Raw genomic sequence first — 19,928 nt, 5'->3', positions numbered from 1 at the left:
GTTAGTTTAAGTGTAACATTCACAATGGATCCCCGAAATCATATTGATGTTTTGAACGTAAAAATAGACCATCGAAATGAACTGCACCCCAATTGTTAGACACAATCTAACAATTGGAGGTGCAGTTTTTCTATGACAAAATATAGTCCTGAATTAAAATTACAGGCAGTTTTAACGTATCTAAAAGGAACAGCTTCCTTTAAAACAATAGCTGATCAATTTAATATTAGCTCAAGCCCATTAAAGGATTGGGTAGCCCAGTATAAAGAAAATGGAGTAGAAGCTCTTCATTCTTCCTATACAAATTATGATTTGAACTTTAAAATGGATGTACTAAACTATATAAATGATTTTGGAGTAACTCCTAATAAAGTAGCCGCGATTTTTAACATCCCATCTCCATCAACGGTACATAAAAGGGTTAAATTGTACACCACAACTGGTATTGACGCTCTGAAATCAAAGGAAAAGGGGCGTCCATCCATGAAAAAAGAGTCAAATAAACAATCAAAACGAGTTCCAGTTGAAGGATCAGTCGAAGCTCTTGAAGCACGTATTAAGCAACTTGAAATGGAAAACGAGTATTTAAAAAAGTTGAATGCCTTAGTTCAAAACAAGGAAAATCACCAAACAAGTCAAAACACAAATAGTCTTTCAATTAAGGCACAAATATCAGGTGAAGGAGCTCGTTGAGCTCGCTGGTATTCCACGAAGTACTTATTATGATTTAGTGAAGAGAATGAATCGTCCAGATTCAGATGCCGAGTTAAAAGCTGAGATTAAAGCGATTTATGAAGAGCATGAAGGTCGTTACGGTTACCGTCGTATTCGCGATGAGCTAGTGAACCGTGGGCAAAAAATAAATCATAAGAAGGTTCAACGCATTATGAAAGAGCTAGGTTTAAAGTGTGTTGTGCGTATGAAAAAATATAGGTCTTATAAAGGTACTGTTGGTAAGACCGCACCAAATATTTTAGACCGCAATTTTACTGCAGTTGCCCCCAATCAGAAATGGGTAACGGATATTACGGAGTTTAAATTACTTGGCGAGAAGCTTACTTATCACCTGTTTTAGATTTATTTAACGGAGAAATTATTACGTATACAATCGGCTTGAACTGCGCCATAAATTTCGGACAGTATAATAAAAGCAACCTTCTACTTAAGCAGCTATCAGATGACTTCGGTATTCCACCGGAGTCATCTTTTTTAGATTCCATTGTCTTCTTGATTCATTGTAGAAGATCATGTAGCGATCGACCAGTTGTTTTAATTCTTCAAATGTTTGTGATTGTTTATATTCCATCTCATCTTTCATGTGACCAAAGAAGGATTCCATTGGCGCATTATCAATACAGTTGCCTCTTCGAGACATAGATTGCTTCAAATTCATTTGTTTCACACGTTTTTGAAATTCTGGATGTATATAATGGAACCCCTGATCGGAGTCACGAGTGTAGAATCTGTAGGAAATCAATCAAGATTAAGAGTACCTGCTGCTTAAAGAGGCATACAAAAACGCCCATGCGGTTGCAAGGACGGATGTGTATGTATGGATGGGGCTTGTGTGATGGCATGAGCTCATTTGATTCGCACATCATTCTCATAGCGGTCGGCGAACTTGGTGATTAAAATACCGATTCCCCAGTAAATGAGTGCCACCATCAAGAAAGCCTCGACAAAGCGAAAGTTCTGGGCTGCCATGATTTTGGCTTGTGCAAAGATATCAATCACGGTGATTAAAAACCCGAGTGAAGTGGCTTTGATGGCCACTGTGAAAGAGTTTGCGAAATCAGGGATGGCATGGACAAAAGCTTGCGGGGCAACAATTCTCGTAAACGTTTGAGAAAAACTATAGCCCAAGGATTGCGCCGCCTCAATTTGCCCCGGATCTACCGCTAAAAATGAGCCTCGGATGATCTCAGATTGAAAGGCAGACAACGTGAGGCTAACTGTGACAATTAAAATAACCAGAGGCGACATATTGTTCATATTATAATCGATACCTAGAAGTGTAACGATGAACTGTCCAATGGCAGGGAGTGCATAATACATCAAGTATAAAAACACCACCATAGGTGTCCCTCGTAAAAACAGTTTAAATAATTTTGTAAGTTGATCCAGCACAGGGATTTTATATTGTTGTATCAGAGCCAACACCACTCCTAGAAAGGTGGATAATACAAGTATAGTAATCGCTATGAGTAAGGTTTCAGGAAGTACACCCAATATCCCTAAAAACATTTCGTATGAAGCCTCTAAATCAAACATGTTAATCCCCCCTGCTTATTGTGTTTAACCTTTATCGAATGGCCACTCTCTTCTCCAGTTTTCTAACCAATCCGTCCGTTGTGAAGCACATAGCCGAAAACATCAAGGCAATGATAAAGTAAATTAGGATTTGATTAGTACCGTAAGATCGTGAGATAGACAATTCTGCGGTTCCCATAATATCCACGATGCCAATGGCAAAGATCAACGACGTATCATGAATCAAGTAAACCAAGGCATTGCCGTATCCCGGGAGAGCAACAGGAACCATTTGGGGCAGAATAATTCGGAAAAACTTTTGCATTGGTGTGTACCCCAAGCTATCTGCAGCTTCATGTTGACTTTTTTCAACGGCGAGATAAGCGGGTCGAAACACTTCAGAAATATAACCAGAATGATAAAATCCCATGGAAATAATAGCAGCATGCATCGGGCTTATATCATATGTGCCCAAACCGATGAGAGGTAACACTTTTGGAATTCCAAAGTACGCTATAAATAGTAAAATCAGTCCAGGAACACTTCGCGCAAAAGATACATACAAATCGGCTAATTGACTAATGACGGGAATTCTCTTTAGTCGCACAAACGTTAATAGCACAGCAAAGAGTAACCCAAGCGCAGCCGACAAGATGATGATGATAATATTGATCGGAAGCGTTTTAAGAAACTCCATTAGTAATTCTTGCATACCCGTTTCCATCGTCATTTCTCCCTTCTCTAATGAATATCTCTTCTGTACATGACGGTGTCATGTCTATGTTTTTCGTCTTAGTCTACATCCATATTCTCAAGGGATTCAACCAAACGAGAGAATATGGATGTGCTCTAGTCGATCCGGAGATATTCACTATGACCTTATCTGACTCGAACCAAGACGTTCATGTAAAAGCCTCAATCGTATTGAAACACATCTTCTGCGTAGAATTCAGTAGACAACTCAGAAAGCACGCCTGCTTCTGCCAATTCCTTTAGACCTTCATCGATGGCCTGTTTCAGTTCCTCATTTTCCTCTGATTTGTGAATCATAAAGAACGTAGGAATAATTTTGACTGGGTCCAATCCCACAACAGGTAGATTTTGATCTTCAATGATTTCGATTTGTCCGTAACTCGATGGATAGAACAACGCATCATATTTGCCAGTCGCCACTTCTTTTAGTCGATCTGCGATTGGAATTCCCACATCAGCCAAATCATACTCTAGCTTAAATTCAGGATTTTCTTCTTCCCAATCCTTAACAGTTTTATATGTGGCACCCGCTGGGGATAGAGGAGAAATTTTCTTCCCTACCAAATCTTGAATGCTCTCAATTCCACTATCTTCTGCCACGTAAATCTTGACCAGGGCACGACCACTCGATTCTGAAGGAATGATATATTGCTCTGCACGTTCCTCCGTGAACCCTAGACCACCTGCCAACATGTCGTACTTTCCAGTAGCTAGTCCTGTTTCACCCGCTGAATCTTCCACACCGAACAATTCAAATTCATAGTCTTCAAGTACTTTATCCAGTTCTTTTATCAGCTCAGGCTCATAACCCGTCACTTCGCCGTTCTCATCGACCCAGCTCAATGGTTTTGACGTGTGGCCAGTCGCCACTTTGATTGTTCTTACGCCTGAATCCCCAGTGCTCTCAGCTTGTGACTTGTTGTCAGTGGAATTGCATGCAGTAAGGAGAGATAAACCCAGTACAGAAGCTGCTACTAAAATTGACTTTTTCTTCATTCTCATCAACCACCCTTAATGTTTAATTTTTGTTGGTCTTGCTCTGCATAGATCTTTTTCAAAAACTGCCTTGTTCTCACATTCACTGATTTCTCGAAGATTTGTTCAGGCGTTCCCACTTCCACAATGTAACCATTTTCCATAAAGACCACTTTGTCGGAAATCCGCTTGGCGAAGTCCATTTCATGGGTGACAAGAAGCGTTGTCATGCCGGACTTTGCTACATCTTCTATTACTTTCAATACCTCCTCTACTAATTCGGGATCAAGAGCTGAAGTAGGTTCATCAAACAAAATCAACTCGGGTTCAAGCGCCAAGCCACGTGCAATGCCGACCCTTTGTAATTGTCCTCCCGATAAGCGAGATGGATATTCATTTATTTTATCTTTAAGACCTACCTTTTCTAATTGTTTCAAACTCATGGCATACGCTTCGTTTTTGGACTTTTTCTGAACGGCTATTTGAGCATCCATTACATTTTGGATGACCGTCTTATGTTTGAAAATGTTGAACATCTGGAACACCATGGCGGTTTTCCTGCGAAGCTTTAGGGTGTCTTGCTTGGATAAACTTTGATAATTGAGATGCAGATCCCCGATTTGAATTTCGCCCTGTTGGGGTTTTTCTAAGTAATTGATGCATTTTAATAAGGTGGTTTTCCCTGTTCCACTCGGACCAATAAACGATACAACCTCGCCTTTTTCGACCGATAGGTTAATACCTTTCAACACTTCTTTTTGGTTGTATGAAACATGCAAGTTTTTAACGTGTAAGATAATCTCTACCTCCCCAAGTGCTTTATTTCAAATCCTATATGTGCTATACCATGGACATCCGCCGTAGATTCTCCTCGGTCAACCCCTGAAAGCGAATCCCTACTTGCCTATAGTCGCTGTTCATAAGTAAAGATGCCGTGCTGATGATGGAGTCGGTATACGGTGTTGCCAACCCTAAGATTTTCCCTAATTCTGAAATCGGAACAAGTCCAAAAGGAATGTCTTCTGTCAGATACCTATAATCGAGTGTCGTAGGACCTAATCCAGTAGGAAACAAGCCAGGCAAAGCTTCATATAACGTGGGATAATCGGAATCATAAAATTCATTCAAGATACTCAAAATACTTTGAAGATCGACATGTAGACGACTTGCTATTTCCATTCGTTCTTTATCCATCTTTTCTACGTAGTTACAGGAATAGGGAGATGCTCCGTCAGGATAGAACTGAAATCTCTCGGATGCGTCAATCCTTGCCGCGTTAAACAGGGTGATCGGAGGATGAATCACCACATTGGAATTATTTAAGGAAGTCTCAAATACACTTTCTCCCGGAATCAATTGCGGAAACCTTTCCATAAACGATGGAGCAATCTGGTTCTCTTTACGCAACGTACTAATTAGTACGTTGTATTTAATTTTAGTGATCGCTACTGAACCGACTTGATCGGCCAAACTGACAAAAGGCATGGCACTCGTTTCGGCCACTGTAATGTTCTTTTCTGTAATCAAATCAGTACCCAGAATTCGTTCACATTCTAGTGCACCCCAGTAGCCTGGAAAAAAGATGATGGTTTGATTGGGTTGCAAGAACGGTTTAATTTGATTGACAATCGTCTCATGCCCTATAGCCGTCGTCGATACAATGATAAACTGGGCCTCTGCAATCACCTGATCTATGGTGGTCGATGCCTCTAAATCGACGTGCCCCGAATAGATCCCTTTCACTTCCAACCCTTGTGTAGAAATTCTTTCAGCTTTCTGTGGATCACGGGTATACAATTTCACGCTTTCTCCGTTCAATTTCAGATATCCTGCAATGGCCTGCCCTGTATTTCCACCGCCCATTACTGCATATGTCATGAACTCTTCCTCCTCTCATATGGTTCGCAATCTGTTTCAATCTGTACCTTTCTCTTGTTAGAATTGGGTATGTTCGTATTTTTCGACCGTCTTGATGGCTTGATTCAACGAACCTAAAATATGTTTCTTCATTTCTTCTACTGCGTTGATCTTGTCTTTTTGGATGATGTAATGAAGGATCATCTTATGTTCTTTTACGGATTGTTTTGTATCGCCAATACTTTTGTGTGCCAATCGCCTGTACCGGTTGATCATGCTGTTGAGCTGATACAAGAACTTGACCGCTATCTTGTTGCCACTCACCGTGTAAATGTATTCGTGGAATTGCTTACCAAATCGATCGATTGTCTCATAATCTTCCAGGCTTATCGCCATTTTGAGTAATTTGATGAGATGGGTTAAGTGGTCAATGTCCTTTTGCGTGATATTATCAATGGCATCTTCAACGACAATCCCTTCCAAGTTGCTACGGATAACAAATATTTCTTTCACTTCTTGGATCGAAATCGGCGCCACATTCATTCGGCCGTTTAAACTGCGATTGACCAATCCTTCCAGTTCCAAGATCTGAAGAGCTTCTCTAAGAGGGGTTCGACTGATCTGTAGCTCTTTGGCTAACTCTTCCTCCGCAATTGGTTGACCCGGTTCCAGTTCACCTTTGATGATCATTTCTCTCAACGCTTTATGTGCAATATCTTTCGTAGAGACTCGACTGACTTTTGCTCTTTCATTCAACTGGTTCACCGCCTTTAAAATAATTGTATACAATTATAAAGTTATTCTAGCACACATTTTAAAAAAAGAAATAGAATATTTCGTTTTTTCTGATTTTTTTTTTTTTTGTACCTGTGCGCACTAATCGAATAATTTCTCGACATTAGTAGCTACCACGTCATTCCTAGCATTTTTCCTCTCACCCGAACAATTAATCTATACATCCATATTCACTCTGCATAAAGAAAGACCTCGCTGCAGCAAGGGGCGGTGAATAAATATACTTAGTGTATAAATCCGACGGGTGCGCTAGTGTTGCTTATTAGTTATACACGCACAAATATGGATAATTTTACAACAAATTTTGACTGCTGAAATTAAAAAAAGGACCCGGATCTCTAAAGATGATTCGGTCCCCTTTTTTTGTCATTTAATTATGGGCGAGTTTATGAAGAAATAGGCTGTGCAACGACATAGGCTTCGCAAAGGAATTTTTGTCCCTGCAGCTCGAGAATCATTTATAATTAGTTTGGTCAGATCAAAATTATTTGTAATTAACTACATTCTCGATACTTTAGAAACAGAAATCTGAAACGGATCCAGTACAAAAGGGAAACTATCCATCGTGAATTTACCTAAGCGGCTAATATCCTTATTTGGGGCAATTTGATCACGAACTTTCTGATTACTTGTATCTACAAGGTCGTTACAATCAAACCTTTAACTTGTTTGCTCATACTAGCCGCATGATATGCAAGCATGCCTCCGATACTGGCTCCTAATAAAACAATTGGTTTACCGTCTCGCTTGAATTCCTGTTTGATGAACTCCGTAATTATTTTTACCCAATCTCGGTAATCCATGGATTTTAATGACTCAGTGAAACTGAGACCATAAAGAGGGAGATCTGGGGATACAACATCATATCCATGTACTTGTAGCATCCTTGCATAGGGTGCCAATAGCCGACCGTTTCCAGCTGCACCATAAATTAAAATAACTTAAATTTGCGAACTTGGAAAGGGCATTCGATCCAGATGGATATGATAATCGTTCTAATCCCACCATTCTTCTTTTGGTAGATTTTTTTCATTTATTCGCAGTTCTTCAGGAAAAAATCTCTGATATTTCTTCCAATAAACTTCGGTTTCATTGTATGTTAAATTTTTTGTATTAGAATTCACTCTCTTTTCCCCCAAACCGTATTGTAATGGCATTTGCTATCTCTTCTAAAACAAAGTAACGGGGGTATTTCGTGTGGTTTTATGCAATCTTATTACATATTTCTAACAAATCTTAATCTTTAAATCTGTTACACTTGGGAAACAAAAAATGTTTAAACTTCAAATTTACCTCCTCCTTTACTATATAGACCATATTATTTATAATTCCGTTTCAAATAAACTTGTTCTTTTACTAAACTGCTTCGTTAGTTGCACAAGATCACTTCTTCGTTTATTCTTTCATCTTCAAATAAATAGTTGGCTTCGGCACGCCAGTTATTTTAACGATGTCAGCAACAGTCAAACCATTTTCCTCTCTTGTAGCCATCAAATTTAATGCTTGTTGGACTTTCTTTTCCGGTTGTCCAATACGGCCCATATGTTTCCCTGCTGCCTTTGCTCGTTTCCTACCTTCACTCGATCTTTCAACAATAATATCACGCTCAAATTGTGCAAAGCCCCCTAAGATGTTGAACATCAATTTGTTTAGGCTTGTGTTGTCCTTACCTGCTCCAAACGTTATGTTGTCCCGAAGGAAAACAACACTAACACCTTTCTCGTTTAATTCTGTAACAATTTTATTTAAGTCGATAATGCTTCGAGCCAATCGATCAATTTTCGTACAAACCACTGTATCGCCTTCGCGAACATATTCAAGTAATTCTTTTAGCTTGATACGATTCTTTGTGCTTGTGCCAGTTACTTTCTCAACGAACAACCTTTTACATCCTTCTTCATTTAAGGCTTCAATTTGTGCCGATAAATCTTGACCGTCGCCCGACACGCGACCATAACCAACTTTTTCACCCACAATTCCACCCCTCTGTTTAATTGTTATCAATGTTTTGTACTAATATTTATATACATACTTTTAGACAGATATTCGGTGGGATATGGAATACATTTCGAATGAATTATTGATGGTCTATTTCTTAACACTTTTAGACTTTGGATCTCCCCTTCGTATTTCTGAATACCTACATGCTCTGTTTCAACAGGAAGTGTAATAACCACAAATAACTCCTGGCCCAATGTAAATGGTAAGTAGTAAAACTTACACATAACGAAGGTTCCAGGAGCTATATTAATTTTTCCCTTAAGTTCCCTGCCATTAAGTCAGCTTGCTTTACCACCATTTCCACATTGTGTTCCTGTAGATCAAGTTGATGGCCGTATTTCTTCAGCAGGTGCAGTGCATATTTCTCAATCAATAGGTGTCGGTGGTTTCAATTAGTTAAAGTACTAAGCACCCGTTAGCTTAAGGACAATCTTTCACAAACTTATTATCACTTTGATTTACTGAAATAACTCAAATAAAAAGAAGCGTTCCTTCTCTGAAAGAAACACCCCTTTCGTAAGAACTATATTTAATCAAACGTACGGCATTGTTTTTCGATTTCTTCTTGCGAAATATGTTTCTTTATTTTTACGTTTGTCACTTGTAACCCTGTTAGGTTAGAATCACTTACAGAAAAAGTAAGTTTATCATAATCTCCACCGTGGTGTCCTGAATAGTTTAAAGCACTGCCAAAAATGAGATGTCTCCTAGGATCTCCATCAATGGGTTCAATATTGATTTTTGGACAGTCAAAAAATTCCGAATAAGATGGGCCCAAATGATATAAATAACGTGTAAACAATGCTTCTTCAAGTAACTCTTCTTTAGTAGGTCCGTCCACTTCTTTTCTCCACCCTACCATGAGCCAATCATAAAGAGATTGTGACTTTAATCGCACTTTTTGTCTATTTTCCGAAACGATTAATTCCCCTTCTTTAGCCGTGCAGGTTTTGCTTTTATTGTCAACTACACATGTATAAGCGGGTTCAATAGTGATCACTTCATCATTTGCCATTTTTAACGTCAATTTATTGGATGGATTATCTAAAGATACCTCGATTGTTCCATTAACTCGGTCAGAGTTATTAAGCCAGTAAACTACTTTTCTGAGTACACGTTCTTGAAAACCATCATTGATACTGAATACACGCTGAAGTCCGGAATTATTTTCAACTTTAATGTTTTGAACATCATTATGCACTAATGAATGCGTCATCAATTGTTCCAAAAAAGGTTGATTGGTATTCTTTTTTGCTTCAGCCATTTGGCTGGCTGAATTAATTAAATTTACATCAAAAAAATACTTATTAATAAAGTCTTGGTTAGGTGCTTCTTGCTTCGCAAAAACAACAGTATTATTTACGAGAAATAGGATACAAAAAAGCACGTAGAGTTTTTTCTTCAATAAAGCCCACCTACCTTTTCTTTATAGGTACCTTTCCCGAATATTCTTCAACTATCCTGCTGCGTTAGTTCAATAAGAAAAAAGGCTTTACCACTAATTGAAGTAAAGCACCCATTAGTTGAATAAGCACCTTCTCTTTTATTACACATTATAGTCGAAAGCTTATTAGATATTAATCGTATTTTGTCCACCCATATGTCATACTTCAAACTTCATGTATCAAATGGAATTAGCGATAAATTTTTTTCCATTCTTAATGAAACTTAAGAGGGATTTCTTAATTGAGTGTAGAAAAATATATGTGCAAACAAAACACAGGAGGCTACTATGACTAATTTAATTTCACATATTGCTACACTGGAAATACCTGTTACTAATTTAGAAGAATCTATAGAGTTTTATATCGATATCCTTGGTGCCGAAGTCCACTTTCAAGGAGAAAAAAATGCTATGCTTACTATGAAATCAAAAGGAGTTCCAACGATTTTTTTGGTTGAAACTGAAGAAATTAATGGATTATCATTCAGAAATACAAATACTAATATCGTTCATAGCGTAATTGACTTTTATACTCCTTCCTTAAAAGAATTATATGAGTGGCTTGAAGGAAAACAAGTTGAAGTTGGTCCTTTAAATTTACAAGGCGATTTTGGAGGTTTTGGATTTAAAGATCCTTCTGGAAATTGGTTAAGTGCCTGCAATATCCTTCACCCAGAACAGTAAAAAATTTTTTTTACTGTTCTGGGTGAAGGCGTTTTGCGCCTTTCTTTCTAGTACACATAATGAGTCTAATGCGACATAAAAACTACCATTCTCTTCTTCAACTAAACTGCCCCGTTAGCCATCCATGAAGACCAGCTTCACCACAGAATATGAAAGAAAATTACGTTCTTCCATGGTAGTACAATAGGCTATCACAGAAAGAAGTAACTTTTTTACATTCTTTAAATGCTGCGAAGGAGAGAACCTAGTAACCGCATTTGAAGAGATAATCAATTACAAAACAATTACCGTAAGATTTAACAAAAATGCATACTAAGGACACCACGTGGCAAACTAAAATCATGGAGGTGTATATAGTGAGCAAAAGCCCGAATAACAATTTAAGTGGTAACGCTAGTGATGAGCAAGCGGCTAGGAAGAATTTATCAAGAGAGTTTGATCATGAACTTGCAAACAAACCCTTGACACCGGCAGAGAGACTTAATAATAAGAAAACGAAGAAGCGGCAATGAGCTAAAATGATGTAAGCCCGAATTATAAAAAATAAGCGCACCTTTTTTAAATCGAATACACGGCTTACTTCATTTATTTACTATATTCCGTTTAGATCCGTAAAAAGTTCCTCAGGTATTCGTAGAAATCCAAACCGTTACTTTTGGCGGTTACTGCGATACTCAGACAGATGGCGTTTGCTTTTCTCCAATACTATCCGACAGACGTAAATGCCTCTGACAAATTGATGCATTGGTCAACAACATTACCTATTACGTGTATCGTCTTTAATAAGTTATCAAAATGATACAACAAGCCCCCATCTATAGTAAGGTGGGGGCTATTTGACGCATAAATTTATAATACAATCGCACAAGCTCTATTCCGATGGCATCGTATTATTATTTACACGAGAGGGGTGAACATACTTGTTATATGAACGAAAACGGTTCGTAAAAGTTCGAAATTACACGCAATCTTTCTTCAACTAACCTGCTGCGTTAGTTGAATAAGATTTCTTTAGACAGAGATAATTATTACATTTTCTGCAACTTGTTTCTGGTCAGTAGAATTTGGGTTTTCAATTAAATCAAAGGATACTTTTTGACCTTGTTTAAGGAATCTGAATCCATCCGAAAATCTTTCTTTATCAAGTAAAATCGAACTAAAATGAACAAAAACATGATTTCCATCCTCACCGTCAAGCATAATTCGACCATAACCCTTGTCTTCTTTAAACCATTTAACGATTCCCTCTCGTTTCATATTCGTTCGACCTCCTTCCCATTTCTTTCTTGAACTAACCTGCTGTGTTAGTTCAATAAGAAAAAGCTACCCTTACAGGCAGCCACTTGTTTAACTAAAGCACCTGTTAGCCATCAATGAAGCCCTGCTTCACCACAGAATATGGAAGGAAATTACGTTCTTCCATGGTAGTTGAATAAGGAGTAATAAGGGAAGTCAGTACCATTTCTTCTTGGTATTTACTATCTAGCCAAATCTCCGAAGGCAGAAGTAAATTCTGTTCTTACCTGGATGATGAATTCTATCGGTTCTCCGGTATTATCTTTGGTATGTAGATTCTCACGGGTCTTACCTTCATACCAAGTTCTCTTACCATCAAAGGTCTTTTTAATCTCTTCGTCGCCTTCAAAGTAAATTTCAAAACCTTTTTCTTGTTCTTTATAATAATCATACACTTCTTTTTCACTAAGTTCAGAATATAACTTTTTGTAGACAACTACAGTTGGTTGTCCCCCACTACCCCATGGTCCTCCACCGTAGCTAACTCCATAATCAAATCCTTGTTCAAGCACTTTTGTTTTTGGAGGAAGTGGATAAGAAAAGACTTTATTTGCAAACTCTTCAGCAGTCTTTTTATCTTGGCTAAAAAAAGATACAACCAACCACGAAAGTGCTAAAATGATTGATAAGATAATCAAAATCTTATACTTTTTATTCAAGAAACCTCTCCTCTCTTAATATCTCTTTTTATACCCCTGCCTTATTCCATGTACTTAAATAATTCCTCATATTATCTCAACTTCGCCAACTTTCTATAAACTCCTTCTTATTCAACTAAACTGCTGCGTTAGTTCTATAAGAAAAAAGGCTTTACTCCTTCTTGAAGTAAAGCACTCGTTAGTTGAATAAGAAAAAAAATTTATTACTTCTATTCATTAATATTAAAGATCTTGTAAATTGCAAACAGAATAGTAGCAAGTCCAATCCCAAAAAGTATACTTCCGGCGGCCAAGAAATTATTTGTGAAACCTTCAATTACAATTAGGTATATTGAAGTGTCTGCCCCACCTTGTTTGGCTAGCCACTTTTCGGCAAGTGATGTTCCAAAATTCACACTGAAAAATAGCAATATAAAACCAATTGCAGATAATAAAGAAGCTAATACACCCAAACCTATTAATTTATCTTTTTTCAAGACACTTCCTCCATTCCATTCTTCCTAACCTGCCCTTAACTTTAATGCGTTTGAAACAAATTGAGGTTCCAAATAAAGTAAGTATTACAATGAAAATTAATATGAAAAAAGAGTTGCCGAAGCAACCCTATGATCTTTACTAAAGCACCCGTTAGCCATCCATGCAGCACAAAATCAGTGCTGCACCACAGAGAATGAAAATGGTTAGGAAGTGTCAATACTGATACTGACCTTAATCCAGTCATCAGTATTCCATAAGCTTATTTACGCTCTCCTCTTTTTTTAACGATTAATCAGGGGTCTTCTTAAGTATTGTCATTTTTCTTTTCTTGAAGAAACTAATTTTCATGGTAGTTTAACTAGAAAACCCCTATCCACAAATCAAAAATTAGTTCTCTGATATTAATCTTACAAACTCAGCATAACTCGGCAGAGAGTCCGATTCAGGAACTTCGTTATAAGAATAATTTTTAAAAACTCCAACTATATCTAGTTGACCATCTTCAGGTAAAGCCTCTAATTTGTCGCCCAATGATTTTCTTAAATCTTCATTATTTGTAATTTCAAAGAAGATACTTCCTTTTTCAAATTGCCATAATGTGTGTGGCATGGTCTCCAAATTCTCTTTGACTATAAAGGAATACTCACTTTCTCCACTCACATCATGAATGATGGAGCCTCTGACTTCAAATTCACCAGTGAATTTTATAAAGTAACCTGTTGCGTCATTGTTTGCCTCCTTCTTTACATCTGAAACGATTAGATCGGCGATTTGGTTATCCGTTTTTACTTGATCAGGAGAAAAGATATTCAAAGCATCGGCGATGGTACGATTACCCGAAATGGAAAATCCCAGTACATTCTGATAACGATTAATTATTTCTTTTTGCTTTTCATTGTCGATTTGTAATGAAGTTATTTCACTAGTTAATTGATCTTTTTTCCTAGATGCTTCCAAGCTAGCTATTTTCAAATCTAATTCTAATTCCTCTTTAACTACTGATAACTTTGCATTTTCTTGCTTTAACTGTTCATTTTCTTGTTTTAAATCATTCCCAGACCCATTATTAGAACATCCACTCATGATCAATATAGAAATTATGATAATCGTATATAAATATTTCACAGACACCCTCCCAGTTTTAACTACTTATAATTTTTCATTATCAATTCTTATAACTCGTTAGTTCAATAAAAAAGTACCAGTTCCAACTTTAAGTAAAGTATCCCTTAAAACACCTTTTTTTGTTCAAAAATTTCACATATATTAACTTATTCAACGCCATTCACACATAAACCTTCTTATTCCACTAACCTGCAGCTTTAGTTCAATAAGAAAAAATGCTTTACCCTTCTTGAAGTAAAGCACACCGTTAGTTTAGGTATAATACTTCACAATCAGTGCTGAAAATTTAGGTTAAAATCAATATATATGTTAAGGGAATTAAGATTAAATGAGCAAAAAATATCAACCAAGTATGCTTAGTATTCTGATTTAATTTCATGGAACGCTTAAATAAGTAATTCAAAATAGTAGAACCTACGACTGTAACGAATAAGGAGAAACTATAAAATATTATATCTAATGTACTTTCAGAAACAGTAGGACTATCTGCTGCAAAAGTTAGCATAAAAAGTAAAGGGTAGCTGCACGGGTAAACGAGTATATAGGAAAAGAAATAAAGCAAATATTTAATAGAAGTTATTTTAGTCATACTTTTATATCTCCTTAGATAAAAATTTTGAAGTTATTATCAATATTCTATATAAAATTAATGAACTCCTTATTAAACTAACCTGCACCTTTAGTTCAATAAGAAAAAAGCCTTTACTCCTTCTTGAAGTAAAGCACTCGTTAGTGCAAGAAGACTCTAATTATGCTGAGGGGATAATAACTCTTGATAGCTAAATAATTCTGCTAATTTTATTGTTCTTAGAATGACCGGAACTTTAATGTTTAGGTTTTTGTCCTTGCAACTTACTTAAGAGAAAAATTGTTGTAGCGAATATAAAAATAGTTGTACTTAACCACATTGTAATTCCGTTCCAATAACCGTCTAAGAAAGAAATATTACTTATAATAAGTTGCATTAAAACAACAGTAATATATAAAATTAAATTGTAACGCAAAAATCTCCCCCCTTTTTTCGGTATAGTATTCTGTCTGATGCTTGAAAAACTCCATATACAATACCTACTTCGATACCCTTCAGAAAATTCCTCCTCCCTTGTTGAACTAAACTGCTGCGTTAGTTCAATAAGAAAAAAGGCTTTACTCCTTCTTGAAGTAAAGCACCCGTGGGTTAAATAGAATTCTTTTTATTTTTGAACATTAGATGTATTCTTTTCACTTTTCGTTTCTAAGTAGGGCATTTTTGTAATAATAATTGGATCACTGAATTTAGCATTTGGAATTAATTGAGGTCCACCAATATTACTTGGCATATATTCAACATTTTCAGCTTCAGGAGGAAGTGGTTCGTTAACAGAGTCAATTATTATGAACTTCCGTTTATATTGTTCCTTACTTATTTCCTGTCCTACTTCCTTGTTACTACATCCGAATGAAGAAACACTAATAATCATAGTTAATGTAACTAATATTAATTTTTTCATTATCCTCAATTCCTTATTATTCATTTTTATTAAAGTGGCGAACTATTTATCACAAGCTTTTCTTCACATCAAGAAATTTAAACCCATACGCTAATTAGACGTATGATTGGCAGAAAATGTTACTTTATTCTTTGAGGATCAATCCGTAAAACATCTATTCAATTGCTTAAGCTTCTTCAACTAACCTGCTTCGTTAGTTCAATAAGAAAAAAGCTTCACTTCTTCTTGAAGTAAAGCACCCGTTAGCTTAACAAGGTTTCTATTATATTTCATTTTTTGGTCTCAAAAATAACGATTTATCAAGAACTAAAGATAAATCTAATTGAGGAAGTTCACGTTGTATTAGTTCGTACATTTCCTCAATTATTACTTCTAATTCTCTTATAGAAACCTTTGGGTCATCAAGAAAAATAGACTCTAAGCGATTTGATATATTTTTAGGAGTGATTTCCATTGAACTGAGTGTATGTTTTTGCCACTTAAAGGCTGGATGGTGTACGAATTGACGGTTTAAACCGAATAATACGCCCATCAAATTGGTTTGAACGGCTACCATTACTTTATAAAGCATTAACCAATCTTTACGCACTAGTAAAGCCTCACGATTAGTCCATCTGTTTCCTAAAAAAATATTCTCCTTTACCATAGCCACACTTAATTCATAAGGGTATTTACTTACTTTCTCCTTCATGCAATTAATAACAAAATCACCGCTAAGGGTAACTCCGTTATAAACCGTAGCTACAATACATTGCTTATCTAAATCCGTATCATAAGATATAATTACATCTCCTATAACTTTGTTAATTGTATCTGTTAGAAAATTGCTTATTTCTAATTTTACACCCTGAGTTATGTAAGTTTCTGACCATTCCTCTTCTTCATATGGGTGAAAGTCAATAATATTACCATTTAATTCTACGATTGGAGCCTTCCTTTCCTCGTCAGTAGGAGCTCCTTTCCAAAAAACAAATAGTTCAATATCCGAATATTCATCATGCCAATTTCGTGATACAGAACCTCCTAAATCCACATAATCTCTCCCTTTCGGAAACCTTTTTTGCTTCTTCCACTAAACTGCTTCGTTAGTTGAACAAGAGACGCTCTACCTTATTGAAGTAAAGCACTCGTTAGCCATCCATGAAGCCCTGCTTCACCAGAAAATTTGCAAGAAAATTACATTCTTCCATGGTAGTTTAATAAGATTTTATCGATATCCACCTTCAGCTTCAGGAAGTTTTTTATATTCGTCTTTATTTTTAACTAAAGAGAAAACGTAATTTCGTAACTCAATTAATTGCTTATCATCAGATGTTTCTGAACAGTACTGTTCAGAAACGGTATGAGTAATTACACCACCATTAATCGTAATTTCCCATTCATCTTCACTAAAGGGTATTCTTAAACAATTTGTTTGTGGATTAGTGTTTTTCTTTCCTGTTATATTTATCTCTTTCATTTTCTGATAAATCTTATCCATTTCTTCTGTTGTAAATGTCAAATTAGTTGTTACTGTTCCATCAGCTACTAAATCCTTTGTTACTGTGTCTTCATAGGTATTAATTACATTCCTTTTACGAACACCAAACTCCACGATAAAATCGAAGTCACTTGGTATTGCTTCTGGCATAGTAATAGTATTACTATCTTCTATTACCGCTTCTTTCTCCTCGATTACTTGATTTTCTTGTGAACAACCAATTAGGAGAAAACAAGTAAGAAGTAAAATAAATAAACCTGTCTCACTTTTCTTGAATTTATTTTTAAACATTTCCATAGCCCCTTATTTATCCATAGTTATTCAACTAACCTGCTGCTTTAGTTTAAAAAGTTCTAAAAAAAAATCGTTAATCCAAGAGATTAACGCAGTTAAAAGCCATTTAAATTCATCATTCGGTTCAATAGATACAATTGATATAACACAGGAAATATTAAAGCTAGAAGAAGACTCAATACTGCAAAAAGTTTTGATTGTCTTATTAGACGGTCATCATCATTTTTTAAATGTTCAAAATATGTAAGAGAGAAATATAGACAAATAGCAAACGTAAAAGCAGAAAATATCCCTATCCATATCCCCATAGACCCCAGTTGATTCACACTTGAAACCGCCTTTCACTTATCAAATAACCAAATTATACCATTAGAAGTTGATACTGTCATTTTTTTGTTACCCTGCCTCTTTAGTTGAACAAGAAAAATGTGCTGAAATAACAACTCAATAATTTTTCACTAAAGCACTCCGTTAGTTGAAGAAGAATTCGAACTATATATATCTTGTCCATTACACACTTCTTCGTAACCAAGACACTTGCTTCAGAATGGGTTAGTATGCAAACAACCTGTACACAGTTTTCTCAGGAATTAAAATTAATGAGAATAAGAATGCCTTGCCATAAATATATGTGAGATTTTTTTCACTTATTTACTCTCCTCTATAACTTTTTTCATTATGTCTTCAAATAAATCCTTATCTAACAATTGACTATCTTTGTTACTATTGTCGTTACTATTAATGTTTCTGTTATCTTTTATCTCAATAGTTGTTAACACATCGTCTCTTAAAGCCCACTTTTTAATTATATTATTATCAATAATAGAGTAAATGTTAGTTTCCTCTCCTAAAATCCAGTAGGTGTCTGTCCCATCAAATCGATCTCCAACTGCTTTTTTAAGAAATAAAATATATTTTTCATCTTTTTCAAATAATGGATTTCCATTAAAACTATATTCTTTGGTTCCTTGTTGTAATACCTTAATATCTTTTAGGCTTGAATCATTCGTATAAGAATTTATTATTTTTGCATCAAATAACGTCTTTGGTGAAGGTTCTTTTATTTCTTCTAAGTATTTATCTATTTCTATTTCTGCAATTAATTCTGCCTCACTAACAGCTTCCTCAAAACTATATGTTTCTAATAAAGCTGTAGTCGTCCCTACTTCTACTATTTCTCTCTCTAAATCACCATTGTTAGCAGTCTTATTATCTCCCTTATCTTTCTCCACGAGATAAATAATAGTACCAAATACCAACAACAATCCCAAAGCGATGAAAAATGTTTTTTTCATTCCGAAATCTCCTTTTTTCTATATTGGGCACAAAATGCATATTCTTTGTTGTATTAACAAAAGCTCTTTCAGCATTTGTTTTTAGAAAATGAAGCATATAAAAAGGTTGAAGAATTAAGTAAATAAGTATCCAAGTTGGTAGAATTAGCAGCAACAAGTGATATTAAAGAGTAAAATAATTAGATAACACATTGTTTCCTTCTTGAACTAACCTGCTGCTTTAGTTCAATAAAAGTCCTTTTAGAATAGAAACACTAAGTAATTTAAGTAATAGAAGATTCTTTCTTCTGCTTCCTTCTATATAGATAACGCCATATATAAAAAATCAACCAACCCATTACAGGAAATAAAGACACCAAAGATTGGTATTTAATTTCAGTAAAAAGCATAAATAATACACTTCCTATCACAACTGGTACCATAATAACAAACCATATTCTAACTTCCTTGTTTTTAAAACTTAGTTCAAATCGGTCACTCATATACCTACACCCCTAATTTGAAATTATTTTTTCTTATACGTTAATATGTAATTATTTCCAAAAAGATTAATATTTAGTTCAACTATCCTGTTTCGTTAGTAACAAAGAGTCTCCACTTGTTAGTTGAATAACTGAATAATCAGCTGTTTATTAAAGTGTAACACATTTACAAATATTGGTGTTCTTTGTTAAGTCTCGGAGAACAGCACTCAGACGATTCGAGAATGGGATAGATGGATAATTTAATGGTATGGATTGCTCTCACAGTCGATTCTATGAAGCGTTCTTGTGATTGTTATGAGAGCATAACAAAAGGACTTCCATATATGAAAATTAATCATAAACACAAGTCCTGTTCTTATTAAACTAAAGCACCCGTTAGTTGAATAAAAAAAAGCTATACCCTCGATAGTTGAACAAAGGGTTATTCTCTTTTTGTAGCCAGTTTTAACTGATAAATTCTTTTCTTTATAGATCCCATCATTATCAAATATTAATAACTTCTCTTTGAATATTTCCCCAACCAATTAACTGTCTTCTATTTGTTAATTGGTCCTTTACTTATGTCTTC

The 19,928-nt window shown here is 35.6% G+C and carries 23 protein-coding genes and 2 pseudogenes; 3 read left to right on the top strand and 22 right to left on the bottom strand.

Going from position 1 to position 19,928, the window contains the following annotated elements:
• Positions 1-132: 132 nt before the first annotated feature.
• Positions 133-1,113: pseudogene (locus tag MHH81_RS07500) on the top strand (IS3 family transposase); the annotation flags it as partial.
• Between the two features lie 49 nt (positions 1,114-1,162).
• Here MHH81_RS07500 and MHH81_RS07495 read toward each other — a convergent pair.
• From MHH81_RS07495 to MHH81_RS07445, 11 genes and pseudogenes are all read right to left on the bottom strand, one after another.
• Positions 1,163-1,447: pseudogene (locus MHH81_RS07495) on the bottom strand (IS3 family transposase); the annotation flags it as partial.
• A 134-nt stretch (positions 1,448-1,581) separates the two neighbouring features.
• Entirely contained in the window at positions 1,582-2,271 is a 690-nt protein-coding gene (locus MHH81_RS07490; RefSeq protein ID WP_340919662.1) for an amino acid ABC transporter permease, read from the bottom strand.
• A 31-nt stretch (positions 2,272-2,302) separates the two neighbouring features.
• The gene (locus MHH81_RS07485; RefSeq protein ID WP_340919660.1) at positions 2,303-2,974 is read right to left on the bottom strand and encodes an amino acid ABC transporter permease; all 672 of its coding nucleotides are present in this window, start codon (positions 2,972-2,974) and stop codon (positions 2,303-2,305) included.
• Positions 2,975-3,165: 191 nt separating this feature from the next.
• Positions 3,166-3,999 (bottom strand): transporter substrate-binding domain-containing protein, encoded by an 834-nt coding sequence (locus MHH81_RS07480; protein WP_340919658.1) that lies wholly within the window; start codon positions 3,997-3,999, stop codon positions 3,166-3,168.
• A 5-nt stretch (positions 4,000-4,004) separates the two neighbouring features.
• Positions 4,005-4,775 carry an amino acid ABC transporter ATP-binding protein gene (locus MHH81_RS07475; protein ID WP_340925170.1) on the bottom strand — a complete coding sequence of 257 codons (771 nt, stop codon included), beginning with the start codon at positions 4,773-4,775 and terminating at the stop codon, positions 4,005-4,007.
• Between the two features lie 43 nt (positions 4,776-4,818).
• Entirely contained in the window at positions 4,819-5,856 is a 1,038-nt protein-coding gene (locus MHH81_RS07470; RefSeq protein ID WP_340919655.1) for an NAD/NADP octopine/nopaline dehydrogenase family protein, read from the bottom strand.
• Positions 5,857-5,913: 57 nt separating this feature from the next.
• Positions 5,914-6,591, bottom strand: coding sequence for a GntR family transcriptional regulator (locus MHH81_RS07465; RefSeq protein ID WP_340919652.1), 678 nt, complete (start codon positions 6,589-6,591; stop codon positions 5,914-5,916).
• Positions 6,592-7,265: 674 nt separating this feature from the next.
• Entirely contained in the window at positions 7,266-7,532 is a 267-nt protein-coding gene (locus MHH81_RS07460; protein WP_340919650.1) for an alpha/beta hydrolase, read from the bottom strand.
• A gap of 93 nt (positions 7,533-7,625) precedes the next feature.
• The gene (locus MHH81_RS07455) at positions 7,626-7,754 is read right to left on the bottom strand and encodes a hypothetical protein (protein ID WP_340919647.1); all 129 of its coding nucleotides are present in this window, start codon (positions 7,752-7,754) and stop codon (positions 7,626-7,628) included.
• A 271-nt stretch (positions 7,755-8,025) separates the two neighbouring features.
• Positions 8,026-8,604, bottom strand: coding sequence for a recombinase family protein (locus tag MHH81_RS07450; protein WP_445678076.1), 579 nt, complete (start codon positions 8,602-8,604; stop codon positions 8,026-8,028).
• A 556-nt stretch (positions 8,605-9,160) separates the two neighbouring features.
• Positions 9,161-10,036: a hypothetical protein gene (locus tag MHH81_RS07445; RefSeq protein ID WP_340919645.1), complete on the bottom strand. Its 876-nt coding sequence runs from the start codon at positions 10,034-10,036 to the stop codon at positions 9,161-9,163.
• Between the two features lie 327 nt (positions 10,037-10,363).
• Here MHH81_RS07445 and MHH81_RS07440 point away from each other — a divergent pair, with 327 nt between their 5' ends.
• Together MHH81_RS07440 and sspO are read left to right on the top strand one after the other, a co-directional pair.
• Positions 10,364-10,759, top strand: coding sequence for a VOC family protein (locus MHH81_RS07440; RefSeq protein ID WP_340919643.1), 396 nt, complete (start codon positions 10,364-10,366; stop codon positions 10,757-10,759).
• A 356-nt stretch (positions 10,760-11,115) separates the two neighbouring features.
• Entirely contained in the window at positions 11,116-11,271 is a 156-nt protein-coding gene (gene sspO, locus MHH81_RS07435; protein WP_340919641.1) for a small acid-soluble spore protein O, read from the top strand.
• Between the two features lie 499 nt (positions 11,272-11,770).
• Here sspO and MHH81_RS07430 read toward each other — a convergent pair whose 3' ends face one another.
• From MHH81_RS07430 to MHH81_RS07380, 11 genes are all read right to left on the bottom strand, one after another.
• Entirely contained in the window at positions 11,771-12,016 is a 246-nt protein-coding gene (locus MHH81_RS07430) for a cold-shock protein (RefSeq protein ID WP_340919639.1), read from the bottom strand.
• Positions 12,017-12,237: 221 nt separating this feature from the next.
• Positions 12,238-12,714 carry a hypothetical protein gene (locus MHH81_RS07425; RefSeq protein WP_340919636.1) on the bottom strand — a complete coding sequence of 159 codons (477 nt, stop codon included), beginning with the start codon at positions 12,712-12,714 and terminating at the stop codon, positions 12,238-12,240.
• 209 nt (positions 12,715-12,923) lie between these two features.
• Positions 12,924-13,190 carry a hypothetical protein gene (locus MHH81_RS07420; RefSeq protein ID WP_340919634.1) on the bottom strand — a complete coding sequence of 89 codons (267 nt, stop codon included), beginning with the start codon at positions 13,188-13,190 and terminating at the stop codon, positions 12,924-12,926.
• Positions 13,191-13,578: 388 nt separating this feature from the next.
• Positions 13,579-14,316: a hypothetical protein gene (locus MHH81_RS07415; RefSeq protein WP_340919632.1), complete on the bottom strand. Its 738-nt coding sequence runs from the start codon at positions 14,314-14,316 to the stop codon at positions 13,579-13,581.
• Positions 14,317-15,140: 824 nt separating this feature from the next.
• The gene (locus tag MHH81_RS07410) at positions 15,141-15,320 is read right to left on the bottom strand and encodes a hypothetical protein (RefSeq protein ID WP_340919631.1); all 180 of its coding nucleotides are present in this window, start codon (positions 15,318-15,320) and stop codon (positions 15,141-15,143) included.
• 189 nt (positions 15,321-15,509) lie between these two features.
• Complete coding sequence (locus tag MHH81_RS07405; RefSeq protein WP_340919629.1) at positions 15,510-15,806, bottom strand: hypothetical protein; 297 nt, start codon at positions 15,804-15,806, stop codon at positions 15,510-15,512.
• Positions 15,807-16,068: 262 nt separating this feature from the next.
• On the bottom strand, positions 16,069-16,839 hold the full coding sequence (locus MHH81_RS07400; RefSeq protein WP_340919627.1) for a DUF4037 domain-containing protein: 771 nt from the start codon (positions 16,837-16,839) through the stop codon (positions 16,069-16,071).
• 174 nt (positions 16,840-17,013) lie between these two features.
• A complete protein-coding gene (locus MHH81_RS07395) occupies positions 17,014-17,577 on the bottom strand; it encodes a hypothetical protein (protein ID WP_340919625.1) in 564 nt (187 codons plus the stop codon).
• A gap of 98 nt (positions 17,578-17,675) precedes the next feature.
• On the bottom strand, positions 17,676-17,906 hold the full coding sequence (locus tag MHH81_RS07390; RefSeq protein ID WP_340919623.1) for a hypothetical protein: 231 nt from the start codon (positions 17,904-17,906) through the stop codon (positions 17,676-17,678).
• A gap of 321 nt (positions 17,907-18,227) precedes the next feature.
• Positions 18,228-18,875, bottom strand: a complete 648-nt coding sequence (locus MHH81_RS07385) for a hypothetical protein (RefSeq protein WP_340919621.1) — start codon at positions 18,873-18,875, stop codon at positions 18,228-18,230.
• A gap of 263 nt (positions 18,876-19,138) precedes the next feature.
• Positions 19,139-19,357: a hypothetical protein gene (locus tag MHH81_RS07380; protein ID WP_340919620.1), complete on the bottom strand. Its 219-nt coding sequence runs from the start codon at positions 19,355-19,357 to the stop codon at positions 19,139-19,141.
• Between the last annotated feature and the right edge of the window lie 571 nt (positions 19,358-19,928).

It is taken from the genome of Psychrobacillus sp. FSL H8-0484, from assembly GCF_038005325.1.
Taxonomy (GTDB): domain Bacteria; phylum Bacillota; class Bacilli; order Bacillales_A; family Planococcaceae; genus Psychrobacillus.
This window is presented reverse-complemented; position numbering and strand designations above follow the sequence as displayed.